Genomic DNA, 25,680 nt, shown 5'->3' with positions numbered 1-25,680 from the left:
CGTGCCGTAGGTACGCAATAGTATTTTTATGTTGCATACTACGGCACGCCAATGAATTTTGAATCGAAATTGTTACCAATATTTAGTGCCTAACGGCACATTTTGAAGCTAAAGTATCAAAAAATAGAAAAGGTTTCCCAATAATAATTAATAACTTATAATTGTTTATTTATATCTTATAATTTAAAATTTTCAATCTTTAATTCATATTCAAAATGAGGTAAATTGACCGGAATATTACCTATAATATTTACTTCGCCAATATTTACAGCGCCTAATTTTGATACTGCTTTTTGCGAACGTATATTATCTGTACCAATATGAAATAATACCGAATCTACATGTTGAAAAGCATAATCGATCAATAGTTTTTTATTTGATTTATTGTACAAACCTCCCCAGAATTTTCGACCAATAAAGGTAAAACCAATTGCAATACTGGATTTCTCCGGATTGTAATCATAATATCTGGTATTGCCAATAACTTCATTAGTCTTTTTATCTAAAATCAAAAAGGAACTTTTAGAATTTATGGCTGCATCAAAAAACGGTTTGAAAACTTCTATTTTATAACGGTCTTTCATGGGATGCTGTTCCCAAATTAATGGATCTGAAGCTACTTTAAAAAGTGCGTCAAAATCACTTTCCTGCAGCGGAACTAATTTTGTAATGTCGTCTTCTAAAATTTCAGGCTGCAAATTGAATTCTGATTTATTCATTTTTTTAAGTTTTGTTTTTTTGTCAAGAAGACACGAATTTATTTTTTTAAACTGTAAATCTGCGGATTATTATATCTTTTTGATTTGAACGCAGGTTACATTTTCCATTTTAACTTCATTTCCAACTTTATCAAGTAATCCTGTTTTAGAATTTCTCTTAAAAACAGTGACATTTCCGGAATTCATATTGGTTGCAATCAAAAAGTTTCCACTTTCGTCGAGGGCAAAAACTCGCGGATGATTGCCAAAAGTCGATTGATAACCAATGTTTTTCAAAAGTCCGTTTTTGGCAATAGAAAAAATAGCAATGTTATTTTCTTTTCCCCGATTTGATGCGTATAGAAATTTTCCGTCAGGCGAGATATGAATATCTGAACTTTCGAAACCGGATATTATCGTATCCGGATGTGTATTGATACGCTGAATCTTTTTTAAAGTTCCGTTTTTGTATTGATAAACGCTTATTGATCCTGACATTTCTTCGATGCAATATCCAAATTTTTGATTGGGATGAAAAGTAAAATGTCTTGGTCCGGCTTCTAAATCTGTTTTTGTAAACGGAACTTTTGTTTCGACTAAAGGCTGTTTCTGATTTTCATCAAAACGATAACAACGAATTTTATCCGCACCTAAATCCGGAAGAAATAAATAATCATTTTGAGGAGAAAACACAGTCGAATGAACGTGCGATTTGGTTTGTCTTTCTTTATTGACACTTCCGTCTGTATACTGGAAATTCTGTGCAAGCGAATCGATTTGGCCATTTTCTAATATCGGATGAACTGAAACACTTCCTGCTGTATAATTGCCATTTACGAGCCATTTTCCGCTTTTATGAACTGACAGATAAACGGGATTTTCACCACCACTGGACTGCTTGTTTAAAAAAGTCAGGTTTTTGTTTTTGGTATTAAATTCAAAACTGCTTACACTTCCTGCATTTGGCGTTCTGGTATCCGTACAGGCATATAAATATTTTCCGTTTGGCGAAACAGTCAAATACGATGGATTAATGGTGTTTTTTGCTGAGGTTACTTTGGTTAAGTTTCCGTTTATGGTATCTAATTGGTAAACCTGAATAGATTCAGCCGTTTTATCCCTGTTATAACTTCCTAAAAACACATATGTATTTTGAGAGAAAATAGTATAGCTGATCAGGAAAATAATCGTTGTTATGAATTTTAGTTTCATTTTTTTGTTTTCAGTTTTTTTTAGTCTTTAGTCTCAGTCTCAGTTTTCAGTCTCAGTTCCAGTTTTCAATCTAAAATCTAAAATCTAAAATCTGCAATCTAAAATTACTTAATCCCTTTCCACCATTGCTGAAATTCTTGTTTTTCATTTTTTAATTCTACCAATTCTCCAATTTTTGGTGTGATTAGCGGAATTGGATTTTCTGAAGCGGCATTCGATTCTGTTACTTTTATCAAAGGTTCATCCCAAGGGTGAAGCGCCAGTGAAAATTTTGAGGAATGAACCGGAAAAACTCTTTTTGCTTTTATGTCTTTCATCGCTTTTATGACATCTTCGGGTAGATTATGAATGTATTTCCAGGCTAGATTATATTGTCCGTTATCGATAAGTGCAATATCAAAAGGACCAAATTTAGCACCAATTTCAGCATAATGAGAATCGTAACCGCTGTCTCCGCCCAAATACATTTTAAAATTGCGGGCTTCTAATACAAAAGAGGTCCAGAGTGTATTGCAGCGTTTAATGCTTCTGCCTGAAAAATGCCTTGAAGGCGTAGTATAAAGAGTTAAATTTTGGTCGAGTTCTATTTTTTCATGCCAGTCTTTTTCGATAATAGTATTTTTAGGAAATCCCCAAAATTCAAAATGCGAACCTACGCCAAGCGCGCAGATTATGTTTTTAATCTTCGGTTTTAATTCCATAATTGTTTTATAATCCAGGTGATCATAATGATCGTGTGTGATTAGTAAATAATCAATTTCAGGAAAATCTGCGGCGGTATAAATATCAGTTCCCTTAAAGGCTTTTGTAGTTCCGTAAACAGGGGAGGCGTTACCACTAAAAACCGGATCGATTAAAAACCGTTTTCCTTCAAGCTGAATAAAATAGGACGAATGCCCAAACCAAACCAAAACATCCTGACCTATAGAAAGTTCAAGCAAATTGGTTTTGATTGACGGAATCAGATCAGTTGGAATTTTTCTCTCTACTTTTTTAAATAAGAATTCAGAAATTACATTAAAATACCCGTAACCTTCTGCAAGTTCAGGCGTAAAGTTGACGTTCTCGAATTTTCCGTTTTTATAATTAGGTGATTTTTGAATCAAAGCCAATCTCTCGCCTGAAGGTTTTTTACCATATCTGGGATGTTGAAAAACAAAAATAAGCAAGGCGAATAAAAGAATAATAAGGGTAATAATCATGGTAGTATTTAATTTGAGGGATATGTTTTTTTAAAATATTCTAAAGAAAGTGTAATCATATTTTTAAGGACTTCGAGATCAATGTCGGCTAGTTTTTTAATATAAATGCACCCTTTTGATGCTTTATTTTTTCCCAGCTTAGAAAGTAACTCTTCTCTATTTTTTGGCGAGTTATAAATGTAAAGCGAAATTGCGGCTTTTCTGGGAGAAAAACCAACAATTGGTGCATCGCCTTCGTGACCGCTGGCATATTTGTAATGATAACTTCCAAAACCAATAATACTTGGTCCCCACATTTTGGGTTCAAAATGAGTAACTTCCTGCATTATTCTGATAATTTCAAAAGCATCATTTCTTTTGGTTTGGTCTTCAACAAAAGCATTTATAAAATCAGGAACGCTGCTTTGTGTTTCTGTAGTTTTATTTTTTGCCATATTATTTAGTTTTCAGTCTTCAGTCGCAGTTTTCAGTCTCAGTCTCAGTTTTCAGTCTCAGTTAACAGTATACAACTGCGACTGAAAACTGAGACTGTATACTATATTACTGCGAACTAGAACATTCCATTTTCGTTAATAGGTTCTTTTGGGATGGGTTGTCCTAAATCCCAAAGTTCAACAATTTTATCTGCTTTGAATTTTAGAATATGAACTACGGCAAAACCCAAATCTACGGGAGTTTGTTTTAAATGAGAATGTACGGCGACCAGATCTCCGTCTTCGAGAATGTGGTGAATTTTAAAAACTTTATTAGGGTTTGTTCTGGTCGATTCTTCCATTGCAAGCATCAAAGTATCTGCATCGCCTTTGAAATAGGCATTATGATGTTTGAATTTTTCGCCAACATAAAGACGGAACGCTTCATGGGAATGTCCGTTTGCAGCAAGTTTTAAAAAGTCCCGGGCTATTTCTTTCTTAGTCATAATTTTAAAATTTAAAAGCTAACTAAGTTATAAAATATGTGTTTAGGAAAACCAAAAAGGACTTAATAATTTATTCCAGACGCTTAAATTCGTATACATCATTGTAAGTTTGACCAGCCCAAAAAAGAAATAGTAGCGCACCTGTATTATCGACGGCTTCATTTATAATTAAATTATAATTTTTCGAAACAGCAATTCGCCTTTTATTATTGTTACATCCTCCAAAAAGATATGGGATTCCGGTACATTTCAGATAATTATTATCCAGATAAAACATTCCGTCTTTTTTTAAGGTCCCTTTTATTTGCTGCTTTTTCAGGCTGTTATTATTTTTAAATAATTCAACACTTAATTCAGTAGTATTAAGGATTTTTAATTCAATGTAATACTGGGAAACATTGTTTACGGTAGAATCTATATTTTCAAATTTTAAAATATCATTTGTGATATAATTATAAGAATTGATATATTTTTTTATACTTTCTAAATCAGAATGTTCATTTTTTTTATCGTATTTCTTTATTGGTGCAAAAGTATATTTTCCGTTAAATTTGTAGATATCAACTGGATTTAAACTGATATAGTCCTTTTTAAAATCTTTTTTAGAAAACGAAGCACAATTAAAAAGTAAGGCTGAAACTAATAAAACAACAAATATTCTAAAGAGATTTTTCATAAATGATTTTACAGTTAAAAATAATTCGGGAATTGTTGTTTTTTTAAGAGAGAATAAAGTTTACAATAGCTTCAGAATGTATTTTGGTTGTATCAAAAACCGGAACCGAAAAATGAGATTGATCGATCAATAACGGAATTTCGGTACAACCTACAATAATACCTTCGGCACCACTTTTTATCAGTTCATTTGCTATTTTAATATAGTTTTGTTTTGAATCCGGATTAATAATACCTCTGCCAAGTTCTTCTTTTAGAACGTGTTGAATATAGTCTCTTGTTTCCTGCTTTTCAGGAATCAGCACATTAAGTCCAAAACTTTTCAGGCGATCTTTATAGAAATCCATTTCCATAGAAAACGAAGTTCCTAAAAGTCCAATCGTGGTAATTTCTTGTTGTTTTACAGCTTTAGCCGTTTCTGTACCAATATGAATTAAAGGCAAATTAATTTCTTTTTCGATTTTGTCTGCATACATATGTGCGGTATTGGCACATAATACGATGGCATCGACACCGCTATTTTTTAAACTTAAACAAGCATTTAAAATAATTTCATAGGAGTCTGTCCAGGTTTTTTCCTGAATATCGGCAAAGTTTAGGGAATAAATCAGGCATTCTACAAAGTGCAGTCCGCCCAGTTTTTTATTTACGCCTTCGTTTATTAATTTATAATAATCTATGGTAGAAACCCAACTGATTCCGCCTACAAGTCCAACTTTTTTCATTCTGTTATTGTTATTATTATGGGGCAAAATCAGCTGTGTATTTATAAAACTTCTGATTTTATCTGCGAAACATCTATACCTAATTTCACAAATTCTTTTTGTCCTAAATCAGTAATATAAAAATTTTTATCGGTTGGTTTGTTTTTAGCAATCCATCCTTTATCGGCAAAATTTTCCAGAAGCAATTGGCCTAGTTTTCCACCAATATGTTCGTAGCACATTTTTGCCGGTTTTCTGGTGTTTGATTTCTCATTCATTTCGACAATAGTTTAAATGATACTTTTTTATGATTTTTTGCCAGCGACTATTTTTCTGGCAAAATAAGCCATTGGCAAATATGCAAATGCAAGATCTATAATATTATACCAAATTGGTGAAGGCAATGTACAAACATTTACAATCCCGCCCAATAAAAAGAAGGCACCAATTACCAAAGCCAATTCTGTTTTGCGGGTTGCTGCAATTAATGCGGTTGTTGCCGCGCCTGCAAAAGTACCAATGGAATGTGCCAAAAATGGAAAAATAAAATGTTTGGGTTCAAATAAATGCATCGTAGCTTTTAGTCCTTCCATGGTTGTAACATCTGCACCATTTGGAGGAGGAATTACAGAACCACTCATTAAAATAATTGCCATATTGACAACGCTGCCAACAAAAAGACCAATTATTACAGCTAAAGTATTTTTAAAAACTGGATTCATAAAACTTTTTTTGTAGCGAATTTACTAAAAATAAAGTTTTGTTTAGTTAAAAGATTGTCGGAATTCTAGAGGCGAAACATTGGTTTTGGTCTTAAATAATTTACTGAATGATTGCTGGTGCTCAAAACCCAGATCAAAAGCAATTTCGCTTATTGATAAGTTTGTTGTAGATAGTTTTTCTTTGGCTTTTTCGATCAGTTTATCATGTATATGATGTTGCGTACTTTGACCGGTAAGTGATTTTAGCAAACCGCTTAAATAATTGGGCGTAACATTTAGGGTTTCTGCAATATAATGCACGGTTGGCAAGCCACTTTTAGCCAATGAATCTGTGCTGAAATAATCCTCAAGTAAAGTTTCTAAGCGGGCCAGAATTTGATGATTGCTTATTTTTCTGGTAATAAATTGTCTGTTATAAAAGCGTTCAGCATAAGTAAGCAGCAATTCGATTTGGGCGATAATAACATCCTGGCTGAATTTATCAATATTGGATTGATATTCGTGCTGGATATTTTTCATGATGCCTATAATCATTTTCTCTTCTTTATCTGATAAATGCAAAGCCTCATGAACTGAATAACCAAAATATTCGTATTGTTTGATTTTTTTTGCCAGTGGCGTATTCCACAAAAAATCAGGATGAACAATTAATGCCCATCCTGTATGTTCTAATTCTGCATTACCTTCTATAGAAAAAACCTGTCCAGGCGAAATAAACAATAAAACACCTTCGTTAAAATCATATTCCTGTTGCCCGTATCGCATCTTGGCATTTGGGCTTCGTTTTAGGGCAATCGAATAAAAATCCAGCATTAAACTTTTGGGTTCATCTTCGTTAAGGCGTTTAAGATCCTCAAAATTATAAACGCTCACTAACGGATGTTCCGGTTTTTGCAAATCTCTAAATTTATGAAATTCGCTTATCGTTTTTATTCGAACAGGTTGATGATTTGACATAGTCTAAGGTACTTATTTCTGATTATAAATTGCAGCAAATTCTTTGGCATAATCTGCCAGTTTTACTTTTCCCATAACAGCAGGTTTGTTGCGCAGGTAATCTTCAGATAATAAACCATTGTAAAGTCCGGCATACATTTCGACTAAACCTGCAGCTATTTTGGGTTGCATACCAACATGTACCAAACCGTTTAATGTTTCTTCGTCGCTGATTAAAACCCATTTTAAATCTGGTTTTCCTATAGCTTCTCCTAAAATTTGTGCCGTTTCATCGCCTGTAAGTTCTTCACTTGCTACATAACGAATAGTATTTTGTTGAGGTAAATTTACTATTTCTTCAGCAATTGCAGCGGCAATATCGTTTGGTGAAACCCACGGAATCATGCTGTCTCCGCCATAATTTGCGGAAATTATCCCTTGCGATTTAATCTGCGGAATATAAGGCAATAAATTATAAAAGAAAGAAACCGGACGCATAAACGTAATCGAAACATTCTGGAGTTGTTTCAAAACAGTTTCGATCTCATTATAGCGCTGGATAATTCCTGAATTTTGCTCTAAATGCGCGCCAATACTACTTAAAAATACGACACGTTTTACACCTGATTTCTGAATGGCTTCTGCATAATTGTCTCCAATTCTTTGGGTAAAAGCATCGAGATCAAGATTGGGATCAAAATAATTTGCACGCGGAATCATGCAATACACGGCATCTGCACCAGTAAAAGCTTTTGTTAAAAAAGCTACATCTTCAACAGAACCAATTGTTGCGTGAGCTCCAAGAGTTTCAATTTCCGTTTGTTTCTCTTTACTGCTGCTAATCACTGTAACGTGATGTCCTTTTTGTACTAACTCTTGTGTTAGCGGTTTGCTAATGTTCCCTAAAGAACCTGTAATTGTAATTTTCATTTGTCTATATTTTTATAGTACAAAGTTGCGCAACATTCATCAGGCAGATTTAGCCAAAACTATTTTTGTCGTAGTCTAAAAGTGGGAAGCAATAAGAGGATGAAATTAATTTTGAGCTAATCCTAACAGGTTTTTAAAACCTTTTAGTTTGAATATCTATTCAATTCTCTTGACCACATTATCAAGGTTATCAACGACAAGTTTCAGGATGATTTTATTATCAGGGAAATATTTCTGCATATCATTTCTTAATTGTACAAATGGTTGTGCGGCTGCGGCATCGTCTTTAACTGATTCATTGCATGAAATAGAAATTTCGTAATTGTTATCGATTTTTTCCAGATAGACATATTTAGTTATAGAATCGTCAAAAAAGGTTGTCTTCTCAAAAGCGGCAGCAATTTTGTCTGCTTCATTTTCATTGATATTGCTTTGATAGGCAATTTCATGATTCATGGTTCCATATTTTTTTGTTGATTCTGTAAGTCCTCCGTTTACAGTTTCTGTCAAAAAGGAAATGCTGAATATTGCACCAAGCAAAACCGAAATCCCTATTATCGAAATTAATAGGGTGCGCCACCAATTATAATGTTCCCCGCCATTCTCAATGTGTGTATTGATTTGTTTTTCCTGATATTTTTTGGTAAAATAAGCTGCGATTCCCATATAAATAATTGGAAAAACCATATTTGGAATATTTATATTTTCCGGAATCAAAAAAATCAGGCCAAAGATAAACAGAGTTGCCAGAATCGTTATAATCCAGGTTTTTCGTGCTTTATCGAAATCACCAAAAACTTTAAAATTTTCTGCCATAAAATAACCGGCTACTAATGGACCTCCTAAAAATGTGCCGACAGTAATGGCTTTTTCGGTATAAATTTTTTCTGTTGGGATTTCTTCAAAAACTGATTTTTCGATTACTGCTTCTTCCATCAATTTCTGATTGGCTTATTTATATTTTTGCAATTCTTTTCTACTGAACGAAAATACAAATTAAAAACAGATTAGATAATTAGATAATTAGAGAATAGAAAATAGAGAATAGAGAAAAGAGAATAGAGAATTGGAGTGTTAAGGGTATAAAATAAAAGTCTGATTTTTTTAGGGTTAAAAAATCAGACTTTTTAAGGCTGTTTGCGATTTAACTTTTTTAAAATGCGGCAAGATTTATACGCGTATATTCTGATGTGTAACAATCTAAACATTCGTCTCTTAAGTATAATTTGTCGCCAACAATTTTAAAAGATTGTACTCTGTTAATGTCATTTGCTATTGAATTACTTTGGGTAACGATCATTTTTCTAATGCCTCCAAAAATCGATTTTTTTGTTTGAAAACTATAGGTCTGCGTATTTAATAAAGTACCATTTAAATAGGTTTTTAAAGTATTCTCAGAAAATTCTAAAACCATTTGCTGATCTGCAGGGTTAGGATATGTTGTACCGGTGATACCTCCAGAAGTATTAGTCAGGTTCCATTTGCCTTTTAATTCGTTTTGAGACGAATGGTTATCATCATTACTGCAAGAACAAAATAAGACAACTGCGATTAACAAGAACAATTTTTTCATAGTTATAAATTTTACGTTGGTTTAATTAATAGATGTAAGATTTATTAAATGGTTGCGTTGTTGTTGCTTAATATCTTAAAAGAGTTGTTTATTATTTTCTCTTTGTAAAATTTAATGCAGATATGTGTTAAGTCTCTTATTGAACAGCAAAAATAATCACGTCGTTAAACTTCTCTATTTGTTCTATAATAAATAAGCTATCGTTAAAATAATCCATATCAAAATCGTCATCGCCCCAAATTTCAAATCTTTTATGGCAGGTTTCTAATTTTGCTTTATCTATGACATTTTCATTCCAGTCAAGTTCATTTTCCTGTGCAAGCTCTAGTGCTTCTTCATTTACATATTCTTCTTGTGAGAAAGCGATGTAAAATTGGTATTCATCATCAAAAACAATATCAATTTGTTGATCGTTAAGTACAATTTCGGGTTTGTTTTCTATTTCTGATTTTTCATAAAAAGTTTCTAAATTGTTTTTTAAAGTAATCAGGCTTGCGTCAGAACCAGGTGTTATAAATGCTAAATAAGAATAGAAAGTATGGGCCATTATTGTTTATTTTTAAGGGATGTTATGCTGTAATTATTGGTTTTGATTGTAAGGTGTAATTCGCAAATATCTCATTTACTTCATTATCGTTTAATACTCTAAATTCGGTTTGATTTCTTACTTTGCTTTCGTCCATCATGGAGCGGGATAAAATCAGTTTAAAAGCTTCAGATTTTTTTTCTAATGTAATTTGCGGGTCTTTAGAAACGAATTTTTCATAAGCGTTCATCATGTTATACCACACTCTAATTTCGTTATCCGGATTTCGGTCTCTTTTAAAGTTTTTTATAGAGTCTTCGAGTGATATAGGATAAACATCTGAAAAAACAGATTGAATTTTGGTGATTTTTTCGATTTGTTCATCACTTAACTTATCATGAACTATTGGTCCGGGAATTAATTGATTTGGATCTATATCTTTGAGACTTTCGTTTTTCTGGGCTTTTCTATAAGAAGTAAAAATAGAAATTAAAATAAGTATTAAACCTGCGAGTAGAATAATGGTATTTGTTTTCATGTTTTGATTTAGGTTATTGTTTGGTTTATTTGGGTACTGTTATTGTAAATTTTCTGCTAATTCAAATAATATATAATCTCCATTTTCAGATGGACCTCTTTCTATGGCAATAAATCCTTTTTTTTCATAAAAATTGATTGCCTTGATATTTTTCTCTAAACATTTTAAGGTAATTGGCAGGCCTGTTTCCTGAATTGCAGCTTTGAGTAATTGAGTTCCAACGCCTTTATTTTGGTATTTTTGATCGAGAAATAAATGATGAATAAACTTATTTGGCATCCAAATAGAGATAAATCCAATTGGAATTTCCTGATCTAAAGCAACTAAAACTAATTCTCCTTTTGTATGCTTTTCAAAATCGTCGAGTTTAAATTTTAAAGGATCCAGCCACGAGAACGTGTTTTTTCTTTCTTTTAAAAATAGTTTTCTTAAAGCGTCGTAATGATTTTTTTTGATCGTTACAATTTTCATAATAATTTTATTCTTGCCTTATTTATGCTTGTTTTATTTTAATCGTATTAAAATTCCTTTTCGCTTGATTAGGTTTTTATAATCCCATTGTATTTCCTGTGCTTTTTTGAGCCAGCGTTCTAAATCTTGAGTATCGATTTGTTGGGCATTTGTATAGCGTAATTCTGCAGCTTTGAAGGAACCTTCGTCAATTAGTTTTTCTTCGTCAAAGGATTGTCCGCTCCAGAATAATAAACGAACGCTATCTTTTAGTTTGCTGTAACCAGCGACAGGATTACCGTCTAGAAACCAAACCGGATGCGCGTGCCAGATTTTGTTTTCGGCATTGGGCAAATTTTTATCGATTATAGCGGCTAACTGATTGCAGATTTCTTGATCTGCCGGAGCTTGTAAATTGTTGTATTCCAGTATTTCTGCATTCATAATAATACCTTTTTTAGATTGTAACTAATTGAATGTATTTGCTTTGAAGCTGAACCTTAAACAAAGCTAAAATAATCTTTTTATTATAATAATCTAGTTTACAAATAAAATGTTCTTATAAGAACCGGTTTGCGTTAGGGATAGAGGCGGTATCCTTTTGTGAAGAGGAACGGAACAAAAGATAAAGCCGAAAGCCCGACCCGCTTTTTCTGCGGGTAATGCCCAAATAAAAATCCGACTTAATTTTATAAATCGGATTCCTGGGTTATTTTCTTGTCAAATCTGTAATCAGCAACGGATTATTTTCTTTGAGTTTATTTACTAATTCTTCGGCATATTCAGGGTTTTCTATCAACTGATCATATTCAGCAGATGTGATTCCTACGATTTGCAAAAAGGTAACTTCGCCATGTGGCGTTTGTATTTTTTCCAGCTCCGGATCTGTCACAAAAATCAACGCAGTTATATCCGTTTCAGTCTCAAGACGTATTGGTCCGTTTGCGGGCATATAATGAAACTCCTCAAACCAGTTTCCGCTGTCAAAAACATATCTGGCAATGTTTTGCAAAAGTGCAATTGCCCAGCTTGGATTTCCGTTATCTGCTTCAAAAGGTTTAAGTCTAAAGGTGAGTTCGAAACCCCATTTGCTAAATTCGCTTTCTAGTTTTGCTTCGTCATAATACAACTCCGAAAAACCATAGGTTACAAAATGCAAATGATCTGTTTGTTTGCTGCTTTCGTAAACACTTATACCGTCAAGCGGATCCGGGCCGCCCAGCATATAACTTATTGGCGGTACATAATGTTTGGGTTCCTGATCCGGATAAAGCGCATCAAGCTCTTTGTCTATAGACAACCAGCCTACAGCATCATCATCTGAAAATTGTTTTTTGTATTCGTCTAATGTCATGTTTTGAGCTTTGAATATTGATATTATAAATTTAAAACTTTTTTTAAATTGTCCTAATAAAAATTGAAATACTCAGAAAATACAATAAAAAAATCCGACTTGCTTTTCACAAATCGGATTCTTATTCTTTTTTATTCTGGAATTATAACTGAATTATTTTTCCGGTATGTACATCGTATTGCATCGAAACGATTTTTACTTTTTGTTTTTTCAAAACCGGATTATCTTCTATTAATTTTGCCGAGTGTTTGATATTGGCATTTATGGTGCCCAGATAATTGTTTATTTTAGGAGTAATTTTATCGGCTTCGATTTCTTCATTTTCTAAAGAAATTGTTTCAACAATATTATCAATATGATTAAAATGCTTTTTGTAAGCGCCGTCTTTATCATTGATATAGGCTTTTATGGCACCGCATTCTGTGTGTCCTAAAACTACAATTAGTTTTGTATCTAAATGTTCTGCCGCATATTCGATGCTTCCCATATCGATATCAGAAATTAAGTTACCAGCATTTCGTATCACGAACAAATCGCCAATACCCTGATCAAATACAATTTCTGGAGAAACCCTGCTGTCTGAGCAGGTAATAATTACAGCAAAAGGTTTTTGTGAATCCTGATTTTCTAAAACAGATTTTTTGTTTTGATGCGGATGTAGTGATTTTTGATCCAGAAAACGTTGGTTTCCGGTTGTTAGTTTTTCTAAAGGAGTAAGTTCTTTTTCAGTAGGATTATTATTTTGTGATTCTCCTTGTTTACAGGCAAGTACAGTAAAGAATATTAGGGATAATATTGCGATTTTTGTTTTCATAATTCAATTTTTAAAAGTTGTGATCTATTATTTTTAATAGAACCGTGCAAAATTACTTGCCTTTTAAAATTGAAACTGCCACAAAAAGTTTTTTATATATTAAATAAAATCTAACTTTTGAACTTATTAAAGGTCTTCGTAAGATTCTCTACAAATTCTTTTGTGTATTGACCTGTCGGGTCAAGATCAGGATCGAGAATTGTTATTTCGAGTCCGCATAGTTTATCACTTTCAAATAAAGAGGAGGTAAGTTCATTGAATTCTTCATAAGTAAGTCCGTCCGGAGTTGGGCTGTCTACGCATGGCATTATGGAGTTGTTTAGAACATCGACATCGATATGAAGCCAGAAACCATCAAGATTTTTAGTTTTAACTTCTGAAAGAAAAGCTTCAATGCAATTTGAAATGCCTTGTTTTCGTAATTCATAAAGACTTATATAAGTGGCAGCCGAATTGCGAATTTCATTTTCGTATTCATCGTCGTATTCGCGATTTCCTGCGCACCAAAGATTTTCTTCTTTTATATAAGGCGCCAGATTAAGAATATTGGTTAGTTTTTCAGGTCCTTTTCCGGTTACGATCGAAGCGGCCATTCCGCCAACTCCGCCAGTTTCAGACAAAGAAACATCCATAAAATCAGTATGGCCGTCGAGATAAAATAATCCGTAATTGCCTTTTTGTTTTAAAGCAATTGCAGTACCTAATAATATGCTACAATCTCCGCCAAGTACAAACGGAAATTTATTTTGAGAAAGTAAATTGTTTATTAAATAAGCTTGTTCTCTGGCATAATCTACTAATGTGTTTGCGTTGAGAATATTAGTTTCCGGATCCTTGATAGTGGTATATTTTGGGGCATCAAGTCTTAGAATATTTTTAGGATCAATTGCTTTATGCAAATTATGTTTCCATAACCAGTCCGGCAATTTTTTTACGCCTGGTTCTTTTCCGGGTTGAGGTTCTTTTAGACCCAAATTTGATGGAAATTCAACAATGCATATTTCTTTCATGACTTTACTTATTTAGGTATAAAGTTATAAAAATATAGCCTTTAATTTTTGTTGAATTATTAAAATAAGATCATTTCTCCTGATCGTCAATAGTAATTATGAGCCTGTTTATTTCTTGTGCTACATTTATCATTTGTCCCTCGTTGAAACCTAGTTTTTTAAGCCATTTGCCTTCAAGTCTTATCACCGGAATTTTTGTAGGCATATGCACTCCAGATTTGGACTTTGTGTGAATTTTTATTTTTCTTGAGTTTATCATTGTCAATTAATTATTGCCTTCTTAGTTTGTTTCGAATTGAAATCAAATGTGATATAATTCTTTGAGAAAGTTGTCATATTAAAAGTTGACGAGGTTAATTTTTTTTTAAACTTGTTTGCAAATCAGTTTTTTTGATGAGTTTAAAGAATACTTTGTAATAAAGTATAATTGGATTATAAAAAAACCGACTTGCTCTCACAAATCGGTTTTTAAATAATTTAATTTAAGATTGGAATTAAATGTTCCCATTTAAGTTGTTCTGCAAAATCTAAAGCAGTTTTATTATTGTGGGTTTTTGCATTTACATCTGCGCCGGCATCTATTAATATTTTTACCGTTGTGCTGTTTCCTGCAATTGCCTCTCGATGTAAAAAAGTATATCCTGATTCGTCCTGAGAGGTAAGTTCGGCTGGATTGGTTTTTATAAATTCCAGAAGACTTTCGTTCATGTTTTTACTCATTGGATGCTCGATCAGGTTTTCCGGGTTTTCTTTTTGCTCATATGCAACCAGAATATCGTTGTAATCACCAAAATTTAATCCCCAGGCTTCATCGTGTTCTTCTCTTTCGGTTTCGTTCATTTCTGATCGCATGGCGTGTATTGTGAAACCTCCATATGTTTTATCCTGAGTAACAAATAGCCAGTCGCTGATTTGATTTGCAGGAATTTCGACATATTCGCCATTGCTGACATTTGTTAATTCATTAGGATCGTTTACTAATATGCCTTTTATTTTATCGCCATCAAAATTGATTTCGTTTATCCACATATGTTCTACTACTGTTTCATTATCTATTTCCTGGGTAAAAGCTAATTTTACGCAGGCAACATCCAGGGCAGGAACTATGCGGCGATATTCCCAGGATAATTCTCTCCAGAAATATTTAAAAGTTTCTTGTGCCTTTTTGAATGCTTCAATCATTTTTGGGTTTTCTCCGTCTGCAAAAAATATTGGTGTATTTTCCATTACTGATATTTTAGAATATTATTTCATATTAGGTAAATATAAAATTTTTGCTACAAAATGAAAATGTTATCGATCAATTTTTAAGATTTTTTTATGCTGTTTAGCTTGATTTTTCAAGAGCTTTCAAAAAAAATCCGACTTGCTTTCACAAATCGGATTTTTTAAATTGAAAATAATATGTAACTCGTATTGACGCAAAAGCATCAATACAATATTTTTTTACAAGTGAATTACTTCGCCGTAAGCATCAGCTACAGCTTCCATAACAGCCTCACTCATTGTTGGGTGAGGGTGAATAGATTTAAGGATTTCATGACCTGTAGTTTCTAGTTTACGCGCTACAACTGCCTCAGCAATCATATCTGTAACACCAGCACCAATCATGTGGCATCCTAACCATTCTCCGTATTTAGCATCAAAGATTACTTTTACGAATCCGTCCGGAGTTCCGGCAGCTTTCGCTTTTCCTGAAGCTGAGAATGGGAATTTACCAATTTTTAATTCGTATCCTTTTTCTTTAGCTTGTTTCTCTGTTAAACCTACAGAAGCGATTTCAGGAGTTGCATATGTACAACCAGGAACGTTTCCGTAATCGATTGGGTCTACGTGTAAACCGGCAATTTTCTCCACACAGTTAATTCCTTCAGCAGAAGCTACGTGAGCCAATGCTTGTCCCGGAGTAACGTCTCCAATTGCATAATATCCTGGAATGTTAGTTGCGTTGTAAGCGTTTACTAAGATTTTATCTCTGTCAACAGCAATTCCAACTTCTTCTAAACCTATGTTTTCAATGTTAGTTTTGATTCCAACTGCCGAAAGTACGATGTCAGCTTCAAGAACTTCTTCACCTTTTGCAGTTTTAACAAATGCTTTTACTCCGGCACCAGTTGTGTCAATGCGCTCAACAGATGAGTTAGTCATCACTTTAATTCCGGCTTTTTTCAAAGAACGCTCAAATTGTTTTGAGATATCTTCGTCTTCAACAGGAACAACGTTTGGCATAAATTCTACAATAGTAACATCAGTTCCCATTGAGTTGTAAAAATGAGCAAATTCAACCCCAATAGCTCCAGAACCTACAATAATCATAGATTTTGGTTGTGTTGGTAAAGTCATTGCTTGTCTGTAACCTATTACTTTTACACCATCTTGTGGTAAGTTTGGTAACTCACGAGAGCGAGCTCCGGTTGCGATGATAATATGATCAGCGCTATATTCAGTAACTTTATTGTCTTTATCAGTAACGTCAAGTTTTTTACCTGGTTTTAGTTTTCCAAAACCTTCAATAACGTCAATTTTGTTTTTTTTCATCAAAAACTGAACTCCTTTGCTCATTCCTTCAGCAACACCACGGCTGCGTTGTACTACTGCAGGAAAATCTTTATCGAATTCAGAAACCTTCAACCCGTAATCAGAAGCGTGTTTTAAATAATCAAAAACCTGAGCTGATTTTAATAATGCTTTTGTTGGGATACATCCCCAGTTTAAACATACACCACCAAGGTTTTCTTTTTCAACTACAGCTACTTTAAAGCCCAATTGTGAAGCTCTAATTGCTGTTACATATCCGCCAGGACCACTTCCTAAAACAATAACGTCGTATTTCATTTTTTTGGTTTTTAGTATTTATTACCGAAAACGAAGTTTAATTCCGAAACTCATTTTCCGATTTTATTCTTTTGTTATTTGTGATTGCGAATTTAAGGATTTATTTTAAAAAACTAGTAAGTTGTAAAAAAGTAAAAGGTAAATTGTGAAAAATGTGAGCTGTATAAATGTTTAAGATGTAAAAAGAAAAAAGGTAAAATGTGAAATGTTGATTTAATATTCAAACATTTCACATTTTACCTTTATCATTTAACAAAAAAAGACAATTAAACTTTAACGTGTCCCCAGTTTTCACCGCTGGCAATACGTCTGATTTGCATTTCGCTTACGCCAAATTGTTTTGCGATCATTTTTAGGCGGGTTTTTTGTTCAGGTCTAGCCAGGATTTTCTTGATTAACATTACTTTGGTCGTTGTTAATTTTCTTCCGTCGGCTTTTAGGTTGTGTTCAATCAGGTTCTTTTTAGCCTGAATCACACGTGGACTTTTACGACTGTGTGCCATCATTTCGGCTTTTGTCGCCCAGCGTAAGTTATTTACATCATCATTGCTTCGGTTATAATCAAGATGCAAAACATATGTTTGATCTTCTGATGATTTCGGAATAAAATATTGGGCAACTAATTTGTATAAAAAGAGATATTTATTGACAATTTTGTCGTCATTTTTAACCTTAAATCTAAAAGTTGGATAACCATCGCTTAAACCGCCTTTTAAAAGACGTCCGTTTTGTATTTCATCAGAAAAACTAATTAGACGACCTTTATTTGAAATTGCATATCTAAGTTGTAATGATGCGTTTATTTCTATTTCTTTAAATTGTTCGTTTGGATAAAATCTATTTTGTGGCATTTTCTTTTACATTTAATTATAGATTCTCAAATATAATTAATTCAAAAAGCACTATTGTTACATAATTTCTATGTAATACCAGTTTTATGATTCCTATAACGCTAATTTAACTTTTTTAAGAAATTTTTTAGCATTTAAAAATCTAGTTAGCGACCGAAAATTGGGAGTCATAGAGGTTTTTGTAGTAACCGTCGGCTTTATTCAGTAATTCCTGATGCGTTCCCTGCTCTACAATCAGGCCTTTATCCATTACTACAATTTTGTCTGCGTTTACAATTGTTGCCAATCTGTGCGCAATAATGATAGAAGTTCGTCCTTTGGTAATTGTTTCCGTTGCACGCTGAATCAATTCTTCAGAATAAGTGTCAATTGATGATGTAGCTTCATCTAAAATCAAAATACTAGGATTACTCACGTATGAACGTAAAAAGGCGATCAATTGTCTTTGTCCTGACGAAAGCATCACACCGCGTTCCTTAACATCAAAATCATAATTATCCGGCAAACTCATGATAAACTCATGTACACCAATTTTTTTGGCAGCATTTAAAACTTGCTCACGCGTAATTTCAGGATTATGCAAAGTAATGTTGTTGTAAATCGTATCAGCAAACAAAAAGACATCCTGCAAAACCACTGCAATTTGTTTTCGCAACGATGCCAGCGTATAATTTTCGATGTTGTGACCATCAATAAAAATAGTTCCGCTGTTTATTTCATAAAAACGATTCAGTAAATTTATTATAGTTGATTTTCCTGCTCCCGTAGAACCTACAATTGCAATAGTTTGACCGGAAGCTACAGAAAGATCAATACCTTTAATAACTTCCTCTTCCGGAATGTAGCTAAAACGAACGTCCTTAAATTCAATGCTTCCATCAAAAACAGGCGCTTCAAGAGTTCCGGTGTCCTGAATATGATCCTGAGTATCTATAATATCAAAAACACGATTGGCAGCAATCATTCCTAATTGCATCTCGTTGAATTTATCCGCAATCTGACGCAATGGGTTAAACAACATCCCAATAAACATGGTGTACGAAAATAAATCTCCAAAAGTGGTGAAATGATCGCCGTTAAGGATTTTAAATCCACCATAAACCACTACCAATCCTAGAGTAATCGACGAAATAATATCAGCAATCGGGAAGAATATCGAGTTGTATAAAATCGTTTTAATCCACGCTACTCTGTGTTTATCATTAATTACCTTGAAATTTTCGGCTTCGATTTTTTCACGGTTAAAAAGCTGTACGATTTTCATTCCGGTAACACGTTCCTGTACAAACGAGTTCATGTTGGCAATTTGAGTTCGAACCTCCTCAAAAGCTACTTGCATTTTACGCTGAAAAATTCGGGTAATAAAAACCAAAATCGGCATTGCAACCACCACAATCCAGGTGAGTTTCCAGTTCATGTAAAACATAAAAATCAAAACGACCAACATTTTCATCAGGTCACTGATAATCATGAACAAACCCTGACTAAAAATACGTGCAATCGATTCAATGTCAGAAACTGATCTGGTAACCAATTGTCCCACCGGAACCAAATCGAAATACTTCATTCTAAAACTCAAAATGTGCTTAAAAAGTTTTGTCCTGATATCTTTTACAATATCCTGACCCAGCCAGTTTGCCCAATACACAAAATAAAACTGAGAGAAAACTTCAAATAAAAGAACCACACCCATTAAAATAATATACATCAACAAACCTTGCTTATCATGCGTCTTGATATAGCCGTCGACCGTTTGTTTTAATAAATAGGGACGAAGTGCTGCAAAAATTGACAGCGAAACAGCAAAAATGATAACGCCGTAATAGCGCCATTTATAAGGTTTGGTATATTTTAAAATTCGTTTAAATAATCCGGTATCAAATGCTTTTGCTTTCATTTTTGTTTTCTGGAGCTATTCCTGCTTTTCGTTACAAGTTTTTCTCAAAAATATGTTTTTGTATTATTTTTATAAAGCTTCCGTTGGTCGCTCCATAAAAATCACAAAAACTACATTTTTTTCAAAAAAGCTTTTCACTGCAATCAGGGCTATTTTATGATGTAATTGTATTTTATTTCGGTTAAATATAAACCGTGTGCCGGAACCGAAAATCCGGCTTTTTCCCGACTTTTACTGGCAATAATATTTTCGAAATCACTTAGGGAAATTTTATGTAAACCAATATTCACCAAAGTTCCCACAATAGAACGAACCATATTTCGCAAAAACCTGTTTGCCGAAATAGTAAAAATCAGGTTGTTGTTTTCTATTTTCCAATACGCTTCAAAAACCGTGCAATCAAAAGTATTTACATCTGTATTTACCTTCGAAAAACATTGAAAATCCGTATGATTCAGTAAGATTTTTGCCGCTTCATTCATCAAATCTACGTCTAATTTTTGATTAAAATACCAACTCAATTCCTGCAAAAACGGATTTTTAACAGTATTGATATGGTATTCATAGGTTCTTTTAGTGGCGTCAAATCTGCAATGCGCATCATCGTGAACCAATATAATATCAAAAACCGCAATATCTTTTGGTAAATACGAGTTGAGTTTATGTATTAAAACCGGAATATCGATTAAAGTGTCAAAATCAAAATGTGCGTACATTTCCCGTGCATGCACACCAGTGTCAGTTCTTCCGGCACCCATTGCATTAATAGGCGAATTTAATAAAACCGAAAGAGCTTTGTTTAAAGTCTCCTGAACAGATGAGGCATTGGGCTGAAATTGCCAACCGTGATAATGGGTTCCGTTATAAGCGAATTGAATAAAATATCTCAAAGTGAAGGTTCAAAGGTTCTGAGTGGCAAAGGTACAAAGATTTTTTCTTTATAGGTTCAAAGGCTCATAGATGCAAAGGTTCAAAGGTTTTTTACATGACACTATTGTAGAGATGCACTGCTGTGCATCTTACATAACAGATGATGTAAAGGTATATGGCGTATTTAACTGGATATTTAACATTGAGTTAGACGCACTGCAGTGCGTCTCTACGATAAACGTTGCGGAAATCTTTTCTCAGAAAAATGTTTATTTTTTTTATTGCTGTATTTTTAAAAATCAAATATAAAAACCTTTGAACCTTTGCATCTATGAACCTCAGAACGTTTCTAAAAACTGTTAAAACCAAAAATACCAATCATAGTTTACACAGCAAAAAATCGTGTCAGAAATTGACAATTCCAACGATTTAATCAAAGGCTTTTTTTAACATTATTTTGAAAAAATTGACAATAGTTAATTTTAAAATTATTTCATTTTAATAGGAAATATTTCTACTATGTTTGTAATCTAATATAACCAAAAATTATGAATGAAATTACTTCTTATTGGTGGATAATTTTAATCTTATTCTCCATTATTTTTTACAAATTTATTTTACGTGTATTCTTCGGAATGGTAATGGTTCCGGAAGATAAAATTGGTTTAGTGACCAAGAAATTCGTTTTGTTTGGAGCGGATAAATCGCTTCCTGATGGTCGTATTATTGCGACAAAAGGAGAAGCAGGATATCAGGCAAAAACGCTTGCCCCGGGTTTATACTGGGGAATGTGGATCTGGCAATATTCGATAGATATGACGGGATTTACAGTTATACCGGAAGGTAAAATTGGATTGGTTTTAAGTAAGGACGGACAGGAAATTCCAACCGGACGAATCCTGGCCAGAAAAGTAGACAGTGATAACTTTCAGGATGCTACTTTTTTCTTAAACAATGGCGGACAAAAAGGACGTCAGACTGCTTTTATCACAACAGGTTCGTATCGTATAAATACGTTCTTGTTCGAAATTGTAATTGCAGATCAAATCAAAATCTACGAGAACATGATTGGGATCGTAACGGCTCTTGACGGAGAACCAATTCCGCAAGGACAAATTGCGGGTAAATTTGTTGAAGGCCATAATAACTTTCAGGATTTTGATAAATTTCTGGACAAAGGCGGAAACCGTGGATTACAGCCTCAGGTAATGTTAGCAGGTTCGTACTACATTAATACTTGGGGAATTTTAATTGAACAAAACCCAATGACAGATGTGCCTATTGGATATGTTGGCGTCGTGATTTCGTATATTGGCGAAGATGGGCAAGATGTTACCGGAGATACTTTCAAACATGGAAATATTGTTTCTAAAGGACAACGTGGTGTCTGGATGGAGCCTTTTGGACCAGGAAAATATGCATTGAATAAATACACGACAAAATTAGAGCCGGTTCCAACAACTAACTTAGTGCTAAACTGGGCAAATGCCAGAAGTGAATCACATGATTTAGATAAAAATCTTTCTACAATTACGGTGCGTTCAAAAGATGGTTTTCCATTTAATCTTGATGTGGCACAAATTATTCACGTTCCGGCAAACGAAGCACCAAAAGTAATTGCGCGTTTTGGAAGTATGAACAATCTGGTTTCTCAGGTTTTAGAGCCTACAATTGGTAATTATTTTAGAAACTCGGCGCAGGACAGCGATGTTATTTCTTTTTTAAGTACAAGAAAAGAACGTCAGGAATCAGCTAAAAACCATATAAAATTAGTACTTGACGAATATAATGTAAACGCTGTTGATACTTTGATTGGGGATATCGTTCCGCCAGATTCATTGATGAAAACCTTAACGGACAGAAAACTGGCAGAAGAGGAACAAAAAACGTATCAAACCCAAAGAATGGCGCAAGAACAGCGTCAGGGAATGGAGAAAGAAACCGCGATTGCAGATATGCAAAAAGAGATCGTTCGTGCTTCGCAAAGTGTCGAAATCGCACAACGTACCGCAGATGCAACGGTTAAAAAAGCAGAAGGAGATGCAACCAGTTTAAAACTGAATGTAAACGCTGAAGCAGAAGCAACAAAAATGCGCGCAAATGCCGAAGCCGAAGCCACAAAAGCGAGAGCAGGAGCGCAGGCAGAAGCGACAAAACTGAACGCAAGTGCAGAAGCTGAAAGAATCTCAAAAACCGGTTTAGCCGAAGCAGAGAAAATCATGGCAATTGGTAAATCAACTGCAGAATCGTATCAACTTCAGGTTACAGCAATGGGTGGAGACAATTTTACAAGATATAAAGTAACTGAGGAAATTGGTAAAGGAAATATCAAAGTAATTCCGGACGTATTGATTTCAGGAAATAGCGGTTCTGATGGTTCTATTAGTGGTTTATTAGGATTAAAACTAATGGAAATGATGGATACCAAAGATTCTAAAGACGTAAAAAATCCGAAGAAATAATAATTGTTGTAAAATGTTAGATGTGAAATATCAGATGTGAGATGTAAAATACATCTTATAACGTAGAGATGCACAGCAGTGCGTCTAAAGCAAAGTTTCAAATCCGATTTGCGTAAGCGAATCGGATTTTTTTAATTGAAAGCTTAGCAACTTAGTGTCTTAGAACCTTAGCATCTTTAAAGAAAACCTTTGTATCTTTGCGCCTTTGAATCTTTTCCCCTCAAAAAAAATGAAAAAAATCCTTCTCCTTTCCGATACTCACAGTCATATTGATGATACTATTTTAAAATATGTTAATCAAGCCGATGAGGTTTGGCATGCCGGAGATATTGGTGATTTGAATGTGACGGATACAATAAAAAAGCTAAAACCTTTGCGTTGCGTTTACGGGAATATAGATGATGCACAAGCCAGGTTAGAATTTCCTTTGCATAACAGATTTTTATGCGAAAATGTTTCTGTCTGGATTACTCACATTGGTGGTTATCCGGGAAAATACAATCCGGCAATTAGAGAAGAAATGGCTTTAAATCCGCCTAAATTATTTATTTGCGGGCATTCGCATATTTTAAAAGTAATATTCGATAAAAAGAATAATTTATTGCACATGAATCCCGGTGCAGCAGGAAAAAGTGGATTTCATCAGGTGCGAACCATGCTGAGGTTTGTAATTGATGATGATAAGATAAAAGATCTGGAAATTATCGAGATCGGCAAGAAGTAGTTCGGGCTAATGGGGAAGCGGAATTTTAATTTTAATCAAGGTTCCTTCATTTGCCTTTGAAACAATTGACAGACTTCCTTTGTATTTTTTGATTCTGGCTCTGATTTGGTTCAGACCAAAACCCTCGGAGTCATTTAGTTTTTCGGTTTTAAAACCTTTTCCGTCATCATTTATGATAATGCTGAATTTGTTTTCTTTTTCCTCTAGTAAAATGCTGGCTTTTTTTGCGCAGCTATGTTTTATAATGTTGCTGAATAGTTCTGAAACAATAAAATAGACTTTCATTTCAAATTTTTCGGTATACCTTTTATCTGTTGGGATTTTACTTGAAAACTCAAAATTAATACTGGAATTTGAGTTTTTTTCACATAAATCTTCCAACGCAAAAATTAAACCAAAACGAACCAAAAGTGCTGGAATCAGGTCATGTGAAATATCTCGTAAAAGATCATGCGCTTCTTGTAGAATTGCTTTTGCTTTCTGGATTTCTTCAGATTTTATATTATTTTGTGCAGTAAAAGTGTTTAAATGCAAACCAACAGAAGACAATAACGAATTGATATTGTCGTGTAAGAATGAGGCGATTTTTTTGCGTTCGATTTCATTACTGTCAATTCCGGCATTAATAATATTAAGTAATATCTTTTGCTTGGTATCCTTTCGTTTGATTTTTTGTTTTAGTTTGTTGTTCTGGTAAAAGAAATAGAATAAAAAACAAAGTATGATTATAATAACAATAGACAGGCTGACTATTTTTTTATTGCGTAATTGCTCAAATTTTTGAATTTTGGCATCAGTTATTTTCTTTAAATTTTCCTGAGTTACTATACTTAATTCATTCGTGTTCAAGGACAATTTTTGCTGACCAAATACGGTATTTCCGCCTATGGAAGTAAAGAAAATAAATGCTATAAAAACTCTGATTAAAGTCATAACCAATTGTGAATTACGAAATAGATTTGATTTTTTTGAATGTGGTTAAGAATTTATTAAATTGTTTTTCAATGCATATTTTACAAGACCAATAGTGCTTTTAATCTGTAGTTTTTTCATGATGTTTTTTCGATGGGTTTCAACTGTATTCATGCTTATAAAAAGTTCCTCGCTTATTTCTTTGCTGCTGTATTCGAGTGAAATCAATATAGTAATTTCGATTTCTCGGGCACTTAAAACCGGATTCATAACATAGAGATCCCTGTTTAATTTAGGATTATTGTGAGTGAATCTATTAAAGATTTTTTCTCTGACTGCATCACAAAAATATTCCTGGTCCTGATAAACAGCTTCAATAGCCTCAATAATGTTTTCACCGGCACATTTTTTTGTGAGATAACCTCTGGCGCCTAATTTCATCACTTCCTTTATAAGTTTTAGATCATCATAGCTGGATAAAATAATCACTTTACAGGGAAACTGTTTCTGACTGAATTCTTTTAGCGTTTCAATTCCATCTTTTTTAGGCATGCTTATATCCAGGATCAAAATATCGGCTTTGTCCAGAATGACATCATCATAAACAGTAGTTCCGTCTAGTGAACTGCCTACAACCTCAAAGTTGTTTACGGTTTGAAGTAGATTAGTAAGGCCATCGATAAGTACTTGATGATCATCAGCTAGATGTATCCTTATTTTTTGTTTCATGATTTTTTTGGAACTTAAAAAAGCAAATTTATGAAAAAAATATCTTACAAAGTTGTTTTAGTCTTTGTTTTAAATCCTATAAGATAATTTTGAAAACAGGAGATACAAAAAAACCCGAATTATAAAATTCGGGTTCT

30 protein-coding genes are annotated in these 25,680 nt (G+C 33.6%); 2 read left to right on the top strand and 28 right to left on the bottom strand.

What is annotated here, in order from left to right:
• Positions 1-176 precede the first annotated feature (176 nt).
• From BXU01_RS09445 to truA, 26 genes are all read right to left on the bottom strand, one after another.
• Positions 177-719 (bottom strand): GNAT family N-acetyltransferase, encoded by a 543-nt coding sequence (locus tag BXU01_RS09445; protein ID WP_083692943.1) that lies wholly within the window; start codon positions 717-719, stop codon positions 177-179.
• 69 nt (positions 720-788) lie between these two features.
• Positions 789-1,910 (bottom strand): lactonase family protein, encoded by a 1,122-nt coding sequence (locus tag BXU01_RS09440; protein WP_083692942.1) that lies wholly within the window; start codon positions 1,908-1,910, stop codon positions 789-791.
• 104 nt (positions 1,911-2,014) lie between these two features.
• Positions 2,015-3,112 carry an MBL fold metallo-hydrolase gene (locus tag BXU01_RS09435; protein ID WP_083692941.1) on the bottom strand — a complete coding sequence of 366 codons (1,098 nt, stop codon included), beginning with the start codon at positions 3,110-3,112 and terminating at the stop codon, positions 2,015-2,017.
• Positions 3,113-3,120: 8 nt separating this feature from the next.
• Positions 3,121-3,546 (bottom strand): DUF1801 domain-containing protein, encoded by a 426-nt coding sequence (locus tag BXU01_RS09430; RefSeq protein ID WP_083692940.1) that lies wholly within the window; start codon positions 3,544-3,546, stop codon positions 3,121-3,123.
• Positions 3,547-3,662: 116 nt separating this feature from the next.
• Positions 3,663-4,031, bottom strand: coding sequence for an ester cyclase (locus BXU01_RS09425; protein WP_083692939.1), 369 nt, complete (start codon positions 4,029-4,031; stop codon positions 3,663-3,665).
• Between the two features lie 70 nt (positions 4,032-4,101).
• On the bottom strand, positions 4,102-4,707 hold the full coding sequence (locus tag BXU01_RS09420; RefSeq protein ID WP_083692938.1) for a hypothetical protein: 606 nt from the start codon (positions 4,705-4,707) through the stop codon (positions 4,102-4,104).
• Between the two features lie 43 nt (positions 4,708-4,750).
• Complete coding sequence (locus BXU01_RS09415) at positions 4,751-5,431, bottom strand: aspartate/glutamate racemase family protein (RefSeq protein WP_083692937.1); 681 nt, start codon at positions 5,429-5,431, stop codon at positions 4,751-4,753.
• Positions 5,432-5,472: 41 nt separating this feature from the next.
• On the bottom strand, positions 5,473-5,688 hold the full coding sequence (locus BXU01_RS09410; RefSeq protein ID WP_083692936.1) for an ArsR family transcriptional regulator: 216 nt from the start codon (positions 5,686-5,688) through the stop codon (positions 5,473-5,475).
• Between the two features lie 27 nt (positions 5,689-5,715).
• Positions 5,716-6,132 (bottom strand): hypothetical protein, encoded by a 417-nt coding sequence (locus BXU01_RS09405; RefSeq protein WP_083692935.1) that lies wholly within the window; start codon positions 6,130-6,132, stop codon positions 5,716-5,718.
• Between the two features lie 42 nt (positions 6,133-6,174).
• Positions 6,175-7,089, bottom strand: coding sequence for an AraC family transcriptional regulator (locus BXU01_RS09400; RefSeq protein WP_083692934.1), 915 nt, complete (start codon positions 7,087-7,089; stop codon positions 6,175-6,177).
• Between the two features lie 12 nt (positions 7,090-7,101).
• A complete protein-coding gene (locus BXU01_RS09395) occupies positions 7,102-7,998 on the bottom strand; it encodes an SDR family oxidoreductase (RefSeq protein WP_083692933.1) in 897 nt (298 codons plus the stop codon).
• Positions 7,999-8,154: 156 nt separating this feature from the next.
• Positions 8,155-8,934, bottom strand: coding sequence for a hypothetical protein (locus BXU01_RS09390; protein WP_206196611.1), 780 nt, complete (start codon positions 8,932-8,934; stop codon positions 8,155-8,157).
• 217 nt (positions 8,935-9,151) lie between these two features.
• Positions 9,152-9,571, bottom strand: a complete 420-nt coding sequence (locus tag BXU01_RS09385; protein ID WP_083692932.1) for a hypothetical protein — start codon at positions 9,569-9,571, stop codon at positions 9,152-9,154.
• 136 nt (positions 9,572-9,707) lie between these two features.
• Complete coding sequence (locus BXU01_RS09380) at positions 9,708-10,118, bottom strand: hypothetical protein (protein ID WP_083692931.1); 411 nt, start codon at positions 10,116-10,118, stop codon at positions 9,708-9,710.
• Between the two features lie 22 nt (positions 10,119-10,140).
• Positions 10,141-10,635 (bottom strand): hypothetical protein, encoded by a 495-nt coding sequence (locus tag BXU01_RS09375; RefSeq protein WP_083692930.1) that lies wholly within the window; start codon positions 10,633-10,635, stop codon positions 10,141-10,143.
• Between the two features lie 39 nt (positions 10,636-10,674).
• Positions 10,675-11,106 carry a GNAT family N-acetyltransferase gene (locus BXU01_RS09370; RefSeq protein WP_083692929.1) on the bottom strand — a complete coding sequence of 144 codons (432 nt, stop codon included), beginning with the start codon at positions 11,104-11,106 and terminating at the stop codon, positions 10,675-10,677.
• A 33-nt stretch (positions 11,107-11,139) separates the two neighbouring features.
• Positions 11,140-11,529, bottom strand: coding sequence for a DUF1801 domain-containing protein (locus tag BXU01_RS09365; protein ID WP_083692928.1), 390 nt, complete (start codon positions 11,527-11,529; stop codon positions 11,140-11,142).
• A 265-nt stretch (positions 11,530-11,794) separates the two neighbouring features.
• Entirely contained in the window at positions 11,795-12,439 is a 645-nt protein-coding gene (locus tag BXU01_RS09360; RefSeq protein ID WP_083692927.1) for a suppressor of fused domain protein, read from the bottom strand.
• A gap of 142 nt (positions 12,440-12,581) precedes the next feature.
• Positions 12,582-13,253: a carbonic anhydrase gene (locus BXU01_RS09355; RefSeq protein WP_083692926.1), complete on the bottom strand. Its 672-nt coding sequence runs from the start codon at positions 13,251-13,253 to the stop codon at positions 12,582-12,584.
• 110 nt (positions 13,254-13,363) lie between these two features.
• Complete coding sequence (locus BXU01_RS09350) at positions 13,364-14,263, bottom strand: arginase family protein (protein WP_083692925.1); 900 nt, start codon at positions 14,261-14,263, stop codon at positions 13,364-13,366.
• Between the two features lie 70 nt (positions 14,264-14,333).
• Entirely contained in the window at positions 14,334-14,468 is a 135-nt protein-coding gene (locus tag BXU01_RS09345; RefSeq protein WP_255373732.1) for a SymE family type I addiction module toxin, read from the bottom strand.
• Positions 14,469-14,740: 272 nt separating this feature from the next.
• Positions 14,741-15,490 (bottom strand): DUF2314 domain-containing protein, encoded by a 750-nt coding sequence (locus BXU01_RS09340; protein ID WP_083692923.1) that lies wholly within the window; start codon positions 15,488-15,490, stop codon positions 14,741-14,743.
• A 219-nt stretch (positions 15,491-15,709) separates the two neighbouring features.
• On the bottom strand, positions 15,710-17,098 hold the full coding sequence (gene lpdA / locus BXU01_RS09335; protein ID WP_017496030.1) for a dihydrolipoyl dehydrogenase: 1,389 nt from the start codon (positions 17,096-17,098) through the stop codon (positions 15,710-15,712).
• Positions 17,099-17,364: 266 nt separating this feature from the next.
• Complete coding sequence (locus tag BXU01_RS09330; RefSeq protein WP_083692922.1) at positions 17,365-17,949, bottom strand: NUMOD4 domain-containing protein; 585 nt, start codon at positions 17,947-17,949, stop codon at positions 17,365-17,367.
• 142 nt (positions 17,950-18,091) lie between these two features.
• Positions 18,092-19,846 carry an ABC transporter ATP-binding protein gene (locus BXU01_RS09325; protein ID WP_083692921.1) on the bottom strand — a complete coding sequence of 585 codons (1,755 nt, stop codon included), beginning with the start codon at positions 19,844-19,846 and terminating at the stop codon, positions 18,092-18,094.
• 149 nt (positions 19,847-19,995) lie between these two features.
• Positions 19,996-20,736 (bottom strand): tRNA pseudouridine(38-40) synthase TruA, encoded by a 741-nt coding sequence (gene truA / locus BXU01_RS09320; RefSeq protein ID WP_083692920.1) that lies wholly within the window; start codon positions 20,734-20,736, stop codon positions 19,996-19,998.
• A gap of 528 nt (positions 20,737-21,264) precedes the next feature.
• Here truA and BXU01_RS09315 point away from each other — a divergent pair.
• Positions 21,265-23,178, top strand: coding sequence for an SPFH domain-containing protein (locus BXU01_RS09315; RefSeq protein WP_083692919.1), 1,914 nt, complete (start codon positions 21,265-21,267; stop codon positions 23,176-23,178).
• A 229-nt stretch (positions 23,179-23,407) separates the two neighbouring features.
• Positions 23,408-23,902: a metallophosphoesterase gene (locus BXU01_RS09310; RefSeq protein WP_083692918.1), complete on the top strand. Its 495-nt coding sequence runs from the start codon at positions 23,408-23,410 to the stop codon at positions 23,900-23,902.
• A gap of 6 nt (positions 23,903-23,908) precedes the next feature.
• On the opposite strand, the gene BXU01_RS09305 is transcribed toward BXU01_RS09310, so the two are convergent.
• Both BXU01_RS09305 and BXU01_RS09300 read right to left on the bottom strand, forming a co-directional pair.
• Positions 23,909-24,835, bottom strand: a complete 927-nt coding sequence (locus BXU01_RS09305) for a sensor histidine kinase (protein WP_083692917.1) — start codon at positions 24,833-24,835, stop codon at positions 23,909-23,911.
• Between the two features lie 45 nt (positions 24,836-24,880).
• On the bottom strand, positions 24,881-25,543 hold the full coding sequence (locus tag BXU01_RS09300; RefSeq protein WP_083692916.1) for a response regulator transcription factor: 663 nt from the start codon (positions 25,541-25,543) through the stop codon (positions 24,881-24,883).
• Positions 25,544-25,680: the final 137 nt, after the last annotated feature.

Source organism: [Flexibacter] sp. ATCC 35103, assembly GCF_001975985.1.
In the GTDB taxonomy this organism is placed as follows: Bacteria; Bacteroidota; Bacteroidia; order Flavobacteriales; family Flavobacteriaceae; genus Flavobacterium.
Note: the sequence above shows the minus strand (reverse complement) of the source record. Positions and strands in the feature narration are given on the sequence as shown.

Excerpts from the sequence above, each read along its gene's own strand:
- BXU01_RS09445 (WP_083692943.1), bottom strand. The coding sequence starts at position 719 with ATGAATAAATCAGAATTCAATTTGCAGCCTGAAATTTTAGAAGACGAC.
- BXU01_RS09440 (WP_083692942.1), bottom strand. The coding sequence starts at position 1,910 with ATGAAACTAAAATTCATAACAACGATTATTTTCCTGATCAGCTATACT.
- BXU01_RS09435 (WP_083692941.1), bottom strand. The coding sequence starts at position 3,112 with ATGATTATTACCCTTATTATTCTTTTATTCGCCTTGCTTATTTTTGTT.
- BXU01_RS09430 (WP_083692940.1), bottom strand. The coding sequence starts at position 3,546 with ATGGCAAAAAATAAAACTACAGAAACACAAAGCAGCGTTCCTGATTTT.
- BXU01_RS09425 (WP_083692939.1), bottom strand. The coding sequence starts at position 4,031 with ATGACTAAGAAAGAAATAGCCCGGGACTTTTTAAAACTTGCTGCAAAC.
- BXU01_RS09420 (WP_083692938.1), bottom strand. The coding sequence starts at position 4,707 with ATGAAAAATCTCTTTAGAATATTTGTTGTTTTATTAGTTTCAGCCTTA.
- BXU01_RS09415 (WP_083692937.1), bottom strand. The coding sequence starts at position 5,431 with ATGAAAAAAGTTGGACTTGTAGGCGGAATCAGTTGGGTTTCTACCATA.
- BXU01_RS09410 (WP_083692936.1), bottom strand. The coding sequence starts at position 5,688 with ATGAATGAGAAATCAAACACCAGAAAACCGGCAAAAATGTGCTACGAA.
- BXU01_RS09405 (WP_083692935.1), bottom strand. The coding sequence starts at position 6,132 with ATGAATCCAGTTTTTAAAAATACTTTAGCTGTAATAATTGGTCTTTTT.
- BXU01_RS09400 (WP_083692934.1), bottom strand. The coding sequence starts at position 7,089 with ATGTCAAATCATCAACCTGTTCGAATAAAAACGATAAGCGAATTTCAT.
- BXU01_RS09395 (WP_083692933.1), bottom strand. The coding sequence starts at position 7,998 with ATGAAAATTACAATTACAGGTTCTTTAGGGAACATTAGCAAACCGCTA.
- BXU01_RS09390 (WP_206196611.1), bottom strand. The coding sequence starts at position 8,934 with ATGGAAGAAGCAGTAATCGAAAAATCAGTTTTTGAAGAAATCCCAACA.
- BXU01_RS09385 (WP_083692932.1), bottom strand. The coding sequence starts at position 9,571 with ATGAAAAAATTGTTCTTGTTAATCGCAGTTGTCTTATTTTGTTCTTGC.
- BXU01_RS09380 (WP_083692931.1), bottom strand. The coding sequence starts at position 10,118 with ATGGCCCATACTTTCTATTCTTATTTAGCATTTATAACACCTGGTTCT.
- BXU01_RS09375 (WP_083692930.1), bottom strand. The coding sequence starts at position 10,635 with ATGAAAACAAATACCATTATTCTACTCGCAGGTTTAATACTTATTTTA.
- BXU01_RS09370 (WP_083692929.1), bottom strand. The coding sequence starts at position 11,106 with ATGAAAATTGTAACGATCAAAAAAAATCATTACGACGCTTTAAGAAAA.
- BXU01_RS09365 (WP_083692928.1), bottom strand. The coding sequence starts at position 11,529 with ATGAATGCAGAAATACTGGAATACAACAATTTACAAGCTCCGGCAGAT.
- BXU01_RS09360 (WP_083692927.1), bottom strand. The coding sequence starts at position 12,439 with ATGACATTAGACGAATACAAAAAACAATTTTCAGATGATGATGCTGTA.
- BXU01_RS09355 (WP_083692926.1), bottom strand. The coding sequence starts at position 13,253 with ATGAAAACAAAAATCGCAATATTATCCCTAATATTCTTTACTGTACTT.
- BXU01_RS09350 (WP_083692925.1), bottom strand. The coding sequence starts at position 14,263 with ATGAAAGAAATATGCATTGTTGAATTTCCATCAAATTTGGGTCTAAAA.
- BXU01_RS09345 (WP_255373732.1), bottom strand. The coding sequence starts at position 14,468 with ATGCCTACAAAAATTCCGGTGATAAGACTTGAAGGCAAATGGCTTAAA.
- BXU01_RS09340 (WP_083692923.1), bottom strand. The coding sequence starts at position 15,490 with ATGGAAAATACACCAATATTTTTTGCAGACGGAGAAAACCCAAAAATG.
- lpdA (WP_017496030.1), bottom strand. The coding sequence starts at position 17,098 with ATGAAATACGACGTTATTGTTTTAGGAAGTGGTCCTGGCGGATATGTA.
- BXU01_RS09330 (WP_083692922.1), bottom strand. The coding sequence starts at position 17,949 with ATGCCACAAAATAGATTTTATCCAAACGAACAATTTAAAGAAATAGAA.
- BXU01_RS09325 (WP_083692921.1), bottom strand. The coding sequence starts at position 19,846 with ATGAAAGCAAAAGCATTTGATACCGGATTATTTAAACGAATTTTAAAA.
- BXU01_RS09315 (WP_083692919.1), top strand. The coding sequence starts at position 21,265 with ATGAATGAAATTACTTCTTATTGGTGGATAATTTTAATCTTATTCTCC.
- BXU01_RS09310 (WP_083692918.1), top strand. The coding sequence starts at position 23,408 with ATGAAAAAAATCCTTCTCCTTTCCGATACTCACAGTCATATTGATGAT.
- BXU01_RS09305 (WP_083692917.1), bottom strand. The coding sequence starts at position 24,835 with ATGACTTTAATCAGAGTTTTTATAGCATTTATTTTCTTTACTTCCATA.
- BXU01_RS09300 (WP_083692916.1), bottom strand. The coding sequence starts at position 25,543 with ATGAAACAAAAAATAAGGATACATCTAGCTGATGATCATCAAGTACTT.